The following is a 7,955-nucleotide window of genomic DNA, read 5'->3' on the forward strand; positions in this document are numbered from 1 at the left end:
GTCGATCTGGATGAGCTCGCCCAGGCACGTACGCCGTGCGCGCGGCTGATAGATCTTCGGCGGCCGCTGCCGGCGCGCAACCCATAGTCCTGCGTCCATCATGAGTTTGCGCAACGTCTCCTTCGCCAGCTGGATGCCGTGGCATTCCCGGAGCTTCTCGCAGGCCAGCGTGGGCCCGAAATCGGCGTAACGCTCACGGACAATCGATAGCGCCCGGTCTGCCGTTACGCGGTCTAGCCGGTTGTTGCTAGGCCGCGAGCGTCGCCGCGACACGAGGCCTTGCGGCCCGTGCTCACGAAACCGGCCAACCAGCCGGCGAATCTGCCGGGTCGTCAGCCCGAGCCGCTGCGCTGCGCGCAGCGGCTTGAGCCGTCCGTCCACCACGTCCTGAATGAGCTTCAATCTGTCCAGCTCGCGCATCGTCATTGTTATCCGTTCTGTTGCCGCCATTAAAGCTCCCAAACACTGGATTCCCAGCGATCTGTTAGCTTACGATCGTCCAAAAAGCGGACATCTGAACTTGGCTAAAAGCGGACACTACAACTTAGCCCGTACAATAATAAAATGCGATAAATTGCGTTATGTTAAATGCGATACACCATTCTTAGAGGCGAGCGTCTCGGCTCCCATTTTGGCGGTCGATGCGATCTCAGACAGCCTGGCCCCACCAGTTTCACCAATGCAGAAGTTGGACTTGTGTCGACACCATCAAATAACACTCCCCCCTCGATCCATTGCCTGCGCGAGCTGGCCCGAGACGCCTCCAGGAATGCGAAACTGGCTATTTGAAGGCGCGCGTCGATGCAATCCCTGATCGAGCAGGCGATAAAGAGTCCGCGGCCGCACCGTGCCGTCCACCGCTTTGAATATCATCGTCCCCTGAATCTCGTCGCGAACTTACCGACGCGAAGACGACTGATCAGTCGAGCGCCCCTTCTGCGGCTAGCGCAACCAACGTATCGACAACGTGCCGGACTTTTGGCCGGAGATGCGCCACTTTCGGCCATACAACGTGCACGTCGATGAGGTCCTTCGACACCTTGTCGAGGACCGAAACGAGTGTTCCACCCTTCAAGCCCGGTCGGAGCAGCGACATCGGCATCTGGCAGATTCCGAGTCCGGACAACGCGGCGTCGATAATGGTATCGCCGTCACTTATCTGATGAGTGGGAGGCGGAGAGATGCGCCGCGATTCCCCATCTGTGTTGACGCGCCATGAAAGCGGCTGCCCTCTGCGATACCCCACAATGCACGAATGGTTCTGCAGATCATCGACCGTCTTCGGAGTGCCCTTCCGTTTGAGATACTCTGGCGCTGCCGCGATGACCATCCTCTGACTCGTCAGACGGCGCGCGACGAGGCCACTTGAACTTTGCAGTTCTCCAAATCGCACTACGAGGTCGACGCCCTCCTCGATCGGGTCGATGATGTGGTCGGAGAAGGTCATCGTGAACTGGAGATCGGGGTGCTCCCGGCCGATCTTGAGAAGGATCGGAACCAGCACACGTCGACCGAACGCCGCAGGCATATCAATGCGCAGGCGGCCCACCGGTCGTTGCTGTCCTGGCCCGAGGGCGGCTTCGGCCGCCGAAATTTCGTCCAGCGCCGCGGAGCACGCCGCAAAGTAAGCCTCGCCATCGGCGGTCAACGCGATGCTTCGCGTCGTCCGGTGAAAAAGCTTGGCGCCGAGGCGCTCCTCCAGCTTCGCAATGGACTTGCCGACGGCTGACTTGGTCAGCCCGAGCTGGTCCGCAGCGTCCGTAAAGCTGCGCGATCTGGCGGCAGCTACGAAAATCGCAACGCCGCTGAAGGATTCCGGTTGCGCCATGTAGATACCCTATCGGAGAAGTGCCGTCTCCATTTAGGGCACAGACCGGGTGGTTGTCAACTTTTTCTCAACGGGTGACGCGGACGCCGGCTTTGCCGGGCGCCCGCGGTCCCGGCCTTCAGATCCGGACTGCGCGGCCGCTCTGCGCAGCCTCGAGCGCACAATTGGCGATGTGAAGTGCCCTGATGCCGTCGCGTGGAGTCGCGGGCATTGCGGTGCCGCTCTGCAATGCGTCGATGAAGGCGTTGAGCTCGACACGATACGAATCCGCGTGCCGCTCCAGAAAGAAGTTGAGTAGCGGATCGCGCGCCTCAGTCGCGCCGCTGGTCCAGCGACGCAGACTCGACGGGCGATGGTTCTCGTTCAGAACCATGCCCTTCGAACCGAACACCTCCACGCGCTGATCGAAGCCGTAGACGGCCTGTCTTGACCCGTTGATATGACATTGTTTTCCGGATGCCGTGCGCAACAGCACCATCACGCTGTCGAAGTCGGGAATCTCATCCAGGCCTGGATCGACGAGACGGTTACCCATCGCCATGACCTCGACCGGATCCTCGCCCAGCAGCCAGCGCGCGGTATCAAAGTCGTGAATGGTCATATCGCGAAAGATGCCGCCAGAGTGGCGAAGATATTCACGCGGCGCCAGGCCGGGGTCGCGGCTCGTGATGACAACCTGACGAACGTCACCCACCTCGCCGTCACGGATCGCTTTTTTCAGGGCCATCGCGTCAGGATCGAAGCGCCTGTTGAAAGCGAGCATCACCTTGCCCTGCAGTCGCTCGATCTCCTCCACCGCAGCGAGCGCCCGATCGATATCGAGATCGATCGGTTTCTCGCAGAGAACGGGTTTTCCGAGCCGTACGGCGCGCAGTGTGAGGTCGATATGGGTGTCAGTCGGCGTGCCGATGATGACCGCATCAACATCTTCACGATCGACCGCTGCCCCACAGTCGAGGCTGAAATCACAGCCGAGCGAACTCGCCAGCTCTGCAACCGCAGCCTCGTTGGGATCGGCAACAACGACGAGTTCAAGACGACGGTCTGCGGCCACGTTTGCAGCGTGGATTTTTCCGATGCGGCCCGCACCAAGGACAGCAATTCGCAACATACAAGTCTCCTGTGTCCAACCACGCGCCTGTGCGACGCGCTATTTATTGCAAACGTCAATTTTCAGAGGTAGCAACAGTCGTTCGGCGCGACGGCGAACCTGCACACTTAGGTTGCAGCAACCTCTGAACGTAGGGATGCTCTGGCCTGTTCGGGCCATCCTGTGCAAACTCCCGGCTCAACCGAAGGATATCCACGACACCATACTCCGAGATATCCGGCCCTTGCTCTCCGCGCGCCGCTGCGATTTCGATCGCCAGGCGATGGGCGTAGCTGCGCTCCCTTAGCAGCATGGCAAGCGCCTCGGCGAGAATGCTGCGGTCCTGGGTAGACATTGACGAACCAGACATATCTTCTCCTGCTACCTTTCGGTTACCCTCGTACGGCGCGGGAACGCACGCCACAGCCGTTCCGGCTCTGCGGCTGCGCGCGCCCTCGTCCTCAGATGAGGCTTCGAATGCTGCCGCCATCGACGCCCCACACCGCTGACGTTACAAACGAAGCGAGGTCTGAGGCCAGGAACACGATCACGTTCGCCACCTCTTCCGGCGTGCCCAGACGGTTCAACGGGAGCTGGCGCAGGGAGAGTTCATGCTCCACGGCTTCACGCGGCGCCATGCCGTGGAACTTGCCCATCGTGTCCGCGAAGCCACCTTCCTTGGTCCAGAACGGCGTCCACACGGGCCCGGGGGCCACCGCATTGACGCGAATCCGGGGCGCCTCCGCGCGCGCCAGCCCCTTGGTCAAGGCAAGTACAGCCGCCTTCGACGCCGAATAATCGATGGGAACCGGCTCCGGCTGTCGAGCCAGGTCCGATGCGTTATTGATGATCACGGCCCTCTCCCGCGCGCGCAGTGCGGGAAGCAGATGGCGGCATGCACGCACGTAACTCATGAAATTGAGATTCAGGGTGAAATCCCAGTCCTCGTCCGAGAGTTCCTCGAATGTCCGCACCTTGCCCGCGCCCACATTGTTCACGAGCACGTCGACCTGCCCGCTATACGGGCGCAGCGCCGCATCAATTCCCTCCTGAACGCCGTTGGCTTTCGATAGGTCGGCCTGAGCGACGCTGACGTTGCTTCCCATCGCCCGAAGTTCCGCCTGAACTTGCTCGAGTGCGCCGCCATCGATATCCACTAGGCACAGGCGTGCCCCCTCCTTCGCGAAGGCAACTGCCGTTGAGCGGCCAATGCCTTTCGCAGCGCCAGTCACGAGGACGATCTTTCCATCAAGACCCGTTTGCATCATTGTCTCCTTTCCTATTTATAAGTAATCCTTCAGATTCGAGAAACTCTGGCATCGTTATGATCCATGCCACCACGCGGCGACCTACGCGCACCAGGCCGCCGTCATCCCTCAAGGCATGGCTAACGGTTATCCACGCGCTTGATGAATGGCCGAATATCGATCGACTTCCAGATCTTCGCCTTGTTGAACGGATCGTCCTTGACGAATGCCTCGATGTCAGCGATCCCCTCTGCCTCATAGAGGAAGAAACTACCGATCATCGTCGTTCCGTCCGCTTTGGTCAGCGGACCCGAGATCAAGGTCTTCACCGGTGAAGTCTGCAGGTAGGCTTTGTGGGCGTCGTAGTGTTCGAGCCGGCGCTCGACGACTCCGTCGTGGTCAAGACAATAGACAGTGAAATGCATACTGCACCTCCAAAGATTCAAACAGCCGACGTGCTCACGCGCGACTTCAATGCTGGCGCGGGATCACGCCCGGCCTGTGCCGCCCTAGCGCGGGCTAACTCCATCAAACGCATCCTGCAGCAAGGCGTGGATCGCTTCACGTTCGATCGGCCGCGGATTCCAGTACGGATTCGAGCTGGCGATTTCCGCTGCCTTTTCCACGTCCTCGGCCTTCATCCCGATATCCTTCAGCGCGACCGGCGCGCCGTTGGCCTTCGCCAGTTCGTAGACACCTATGGCTGCATCGTCCGCTCCGATCGCGCGCGCAATTCGGGTCATCGCGTCAGGCGCAGCCTGCCTGTTGTATGCAAGCGCGTGCGGCAACACGATGGTGTGGGTTTGCGCGTGTGGGAGATTGAAGCTTCCGCCGAGCGTATGGCAGAGCTTGTGGTGTAGCGCCATACCGACACTCCCCAGAGCCGTCCCACACAACCATGCACCATACAATGCCTGCGAACGGGCATTGATGTCGGTGGAGTTCGCAACGATGCCTGGCAGCGCACGCGCCAGCGATGCGATGCCCTCTTCGGCCATCAGGCTGATAACCGGATTCGCGTCGCGTGAATACAGCGCCTCTGCGGCGTGTGCGATGGCGTTGATGCCGCTGGTTACGGAGAGCCCGACCGGCAATGTGACCGTGAGGTCGGGATCATAAATCACGGTTCTCGGAAGCACCCTGACGTCCGTTCCGGTCTTCTTCAGGCCACCTTCGGTAATGCCATAGATTGCCGTCATCTCACTGCCGGCGTAGGTTGTGGGAATCGCGAGAATGGGAAGACCGGAATCCATCGCGATCGCCTTGCCGAGGCCGACCGTGGAACCTCCGCCGACGGCGATGGCGCAGTCGGCGTTCAGCTCCCGGGCCAACGCGCGTGCTTGGCGAGCGAGTTCAATTGGCACATGCATCACAGCCTTGTCGAAGACAGCCGCCGTGCGTGCACCCAGCCTTGCGGCGACCATTTCGGCAGTCTCCCGCTGCTCCGGCGTGCAGAGAACGAGTGCACGTTCCGCGCCGAGTTCCAGGACTTCACGCACGAGGTGCTGCAAGCTACCCGCGCCGAAAACTACACGGCCCGGTCGTGCCTGATAGATAAACTCAAGCTTTTGCATGTGCGGGCTCCGCCTCCATCGTACGCATCGCGGCAGCATCAAATTCATAGTCGACCTGGAACCGTGCTGTCCGCACGTCGCCGAGCTCCGTCCGGACACGCAGATGCTCAGGATGAGACGCATACGCGTCCAACGCTTCGCGGGACTCAAACTCCGTCACGAGAACGGCGTCGCATGCGTAATCGACCCCGCTTGAGTCGATGCCGACCTCAAGATGACTCATTCCCGGAATTCGACCGCGCAGCCCTTCGAAACTTGTCTTCACAAGCTCCGACGTTGCCGCACGCTCGGCCTCCGTTTCACCGCGTACACGCCACATAACGATATGCCGGATCATGCGATTGCCTCCGATGGATTAAGGATGAAATCGTAGTCGAGCGTGTACCACGGTACCTCGAATACCTTGCCGTCCGGTGCGATCCCGGGCTCGTGACGAACCCAGTCTGCGATCAGGGACGAGCGCACACCGAAGACCACGTCGGAATCGAGATACTGGTCGCCATCCCGGAACACGTGAGTGATCAGGGTCTCGTAGCCGGGCGCCTGAAGCATGAAATGCAGGTGGGCGGGGCGCCAGGGGTGGCGTCCGGTCGCGGCGAGCATCCGGCCGACCGGCCCATCGTGGGGAATCGGATAAGCTTCAGCGAGGATCGACCGAAAATGGAAATGCCCCTCGGCATCGGTCTGCAACCGCCCGCGAGCACGATGTTCTGTGGGCCCGTCGCCACTGTGCGTCTGGACGTCGTAAAAGCCGTCTTCGTCCGACTGCCATACATCAAGCCACGCATTCGGCACAACTTCGCCATCCGCGCCTCGTACCTGTCCTTTCACGTAGCATGGCGCGCCATGTGCGCCATTCGAGATGTCGTCGCCGTTCCTGTAGAGCGGCGCCCCCTCAAGGAAAAACGGCCCGAACACCGTTGCCTCGGTGCAATTGGCCGGCTTGCTGTTGTTCTGAGCCGTCACCAGCATGGACAGGCCAAGCGTATCGGAAAGCAGGATGAATTCCTGGCGCCTGTCGTCGGTGATGTGACCGACCTCCGTCAGAAATGAAATAGCCTTGAACCACTCGGCCTCGGTCAGTTTCACCTCTCTCGCAAAAGCGTGAAGGTGCTGCACGAGGCTGGTCATGATGGTTCGCAGGCGAGCGTCTTCGCACTTAGCGAAGGATTCGATCACTGCGAGCGTGATGGTGTCTTCGTTGATATTGCGCATTTCAATTGTCTCCGGTGTGCGCTCTTGCAAGCGTCTTCCCGACAAAGTTAAAGCTTCGTTGCCGGAAATAAAATGCGCTCCGGCGAAATGACATTTCCTGGCGCCGGAAAAATGCCCTGCGTCGCTTCCACAGATGGCAGCACTTCGCGTGACCCGTTGGCCCTTTTGCAGCAGGACTGTCGACCGCAGGTTGACAATCTGGCGACTTGCAGTGTGTTTATCCACCTCTGAAACTGGGTGATAGTACGTCTGAACACGCTGAAAAAATCAGCCTTGATTGTTCCAGCACTATCAGATCGAGGAGACGATGGACCGCCTGACCCAGATTCAGTTGTTCGTGCTTACTGCGGACCTTGGCAGCTTGTCCAGGGCCGCTGAGCAACTCGATATGTCTAACGCTGCCGCGAGTCGCACGCTGAGTCTGCTCGAAGAGCAACTCGGCACGCGTCTGATTGAACGCACGACGCGAAGAATGTGGCTCACCGACGCCGGCCGGGAATATCACCGGCGATGCGGGCTGGTGCTTTCCGAGCTGGCAGAGGCGGACTCGATCGCCGCCGATGAGAGCGTAAGTCCGCGAGGGGTACTTCGTGTCACGAGCTCCGTGTCGTTTGCGATGATGCATCTGGCGCCGGCGCTGCCTGACTTCCTGGAGCGCTACCCCAATCTGTCGGTCCAGTTGACTGCAGCGAACCAGTACCACAACTTCATCGAGGCTGGTATCGACATTGCCATCCGCACCAAGGAACACGAGGGCGATTCTGGAATCACTGTTCGACGGCTTGCCGAAACCCGACGTGTGCTCGCCGCGTCGCCTGACTATCTCTCGACGCACGGTCGGCCGCAAACACCACAGGACCTGGGGCAACACCGGATGCTGATCTACAACCTGTCGGTTGACCCGCATCAGCTCCATCTGCGCCGCGGGGAGGACGAATGCACCGTATCCATCTCGAGCGCGCTCGATTCGAATGAAGGGCAGGTCATCGTGGCTGCCGGGC

General features: G+C 60.3%; 10 protein-coding genes. 1 reads left to right on the top strand and 9 read right to left on the bottom strand.

The features are described 5' to 3' along the window. The 9 genes from M3I53_RS37495 to M3I53_RS37535 all read right to left on the bottom strand — a co-directional run. Nucleotides 1-450 (bottom strand): helix-turn-helix domain-containing protein (locus M3I53_RS37495; protein ID WP_254320767.1); only part of this gene is annotated, 450 nt, incomplete at its 3' end. Between the two features lie 469 nt (nt 451-919). After that, nucleotides 920-1,828 (bottom strand): LysR family transcriptional regulator, encoded by a 909-nt coding sequence (locus tag M3I53_RS37500; protein WP_254320768.1) that lies wholly within the window; start codon nt 1,826-1,828, stop codon nt 920-922. Nucleotides 1,829-1,946: 118 nt separating this feature from the next. Then, entirely contained in the window at nt 1,947-2,939 is a 993-nt protein-coding gene (gene iolG / locus M3I53_RS37505) for an inositol 2-dehydrogenase (RefSeq protein WP_254320769.1), read from the bottom strand. Between the two features lie 55 nt (nt 2,940-2,994). After that, a complete protein-coding gene (locus tag M3I53_RS37510) occupies nt 2,995-3,288 on the bottom strand; it encodes a hypothetical protein (RefSeq protein ID WP_254320770.1) in 294 nt (97 codons plus the stop codon). Between the two features lie 91 nt (nt 3,289-3,379). Continuing rightward, nucleotides 3,380-4,186, bottom strand: coding sequence for an SDR family NAD(P)-dependent oxidoreductase (locus M3I53_RS37515; protein WP_254320771.1), 807 nt, complete (start codon nt 4,184-4,186; stop codon nt 3,380-3,382). 119 nt (nt 4,187-4,305) lie between these two features. Then, nucleotides 4,306-4,590 (bottom strand): YciI family protein, encoded by a 285-nt coding sequence (locus tag M3I53_RS37520; RefSeq protein ID WP_254320772.1) that lies wholly within the window; start codon nt 4,588-4,590, stop codon nt 4,306-4,308. An 84-nt stretch (nt 4,591-4,674) separates the two neighbouring features. After that, entirely contained in the window at nt 4,675-5,739 is a 1,065-nt protein-coding gene (locus tag M3I53_RS37525) for a maleylacetate reductase (RefSeq protein WP_254320773.1), read from the bottom strand. Continuing rightward, nucleotides 5,726-6,076, bottom strand: coding sequence for a Dabb family protein (locus tag M3I53_RS37530; protein ID WP_254320774.1), 351 nt, complete (start codon nt 6,074-6,076; stop codon nt 5,726-5,728). The genes M3I53_RS37525 and M3I53_RS37530 overlap by 14 nt, the downstream gene beginning before the upstream one ends. Then, on the bottom strand, nt 6,073-6,954 hold the full coding sequence (locus M3I53_RS37535) for an intradiol ring-cleavage dioxygenase (RefSeq protein WP_133188025.1): 882 nt from the start codon (nt 6,952-6,954) through the stop codon (nt 6,073-6,075). The genes M3I53_RS37530 and M3I53_RS37535 overlap by 4 nt, the downstream gene beginning before the upstream one ends. Nucleotides 6,955-7,261: 307 nt before the next feature. Here M3I53_RS37535 and M3I53_RS37540 point away from each other — a divergent pair. Continuing rightward, nucleotides 7,262-7,955, top strand: a 694-nt coding sequence (locus M3I53_RS37540; protein WP_254320775.1) for a LysR family transcriptional regulator, incomplete at its 3' end; no start/stop codon positions are given.

The sequence above is a fragment of the Paraburkholderia sp. CNPSo 3272 genome (assembly GCF_024206495.1).
In the GTDB taxonomy this organism is placed as follows: Bacteria; Pseudomonadota; Gammaproteobacteria; order Burkholderiales; family Burkholderiaceae; genus Paraburkholderia.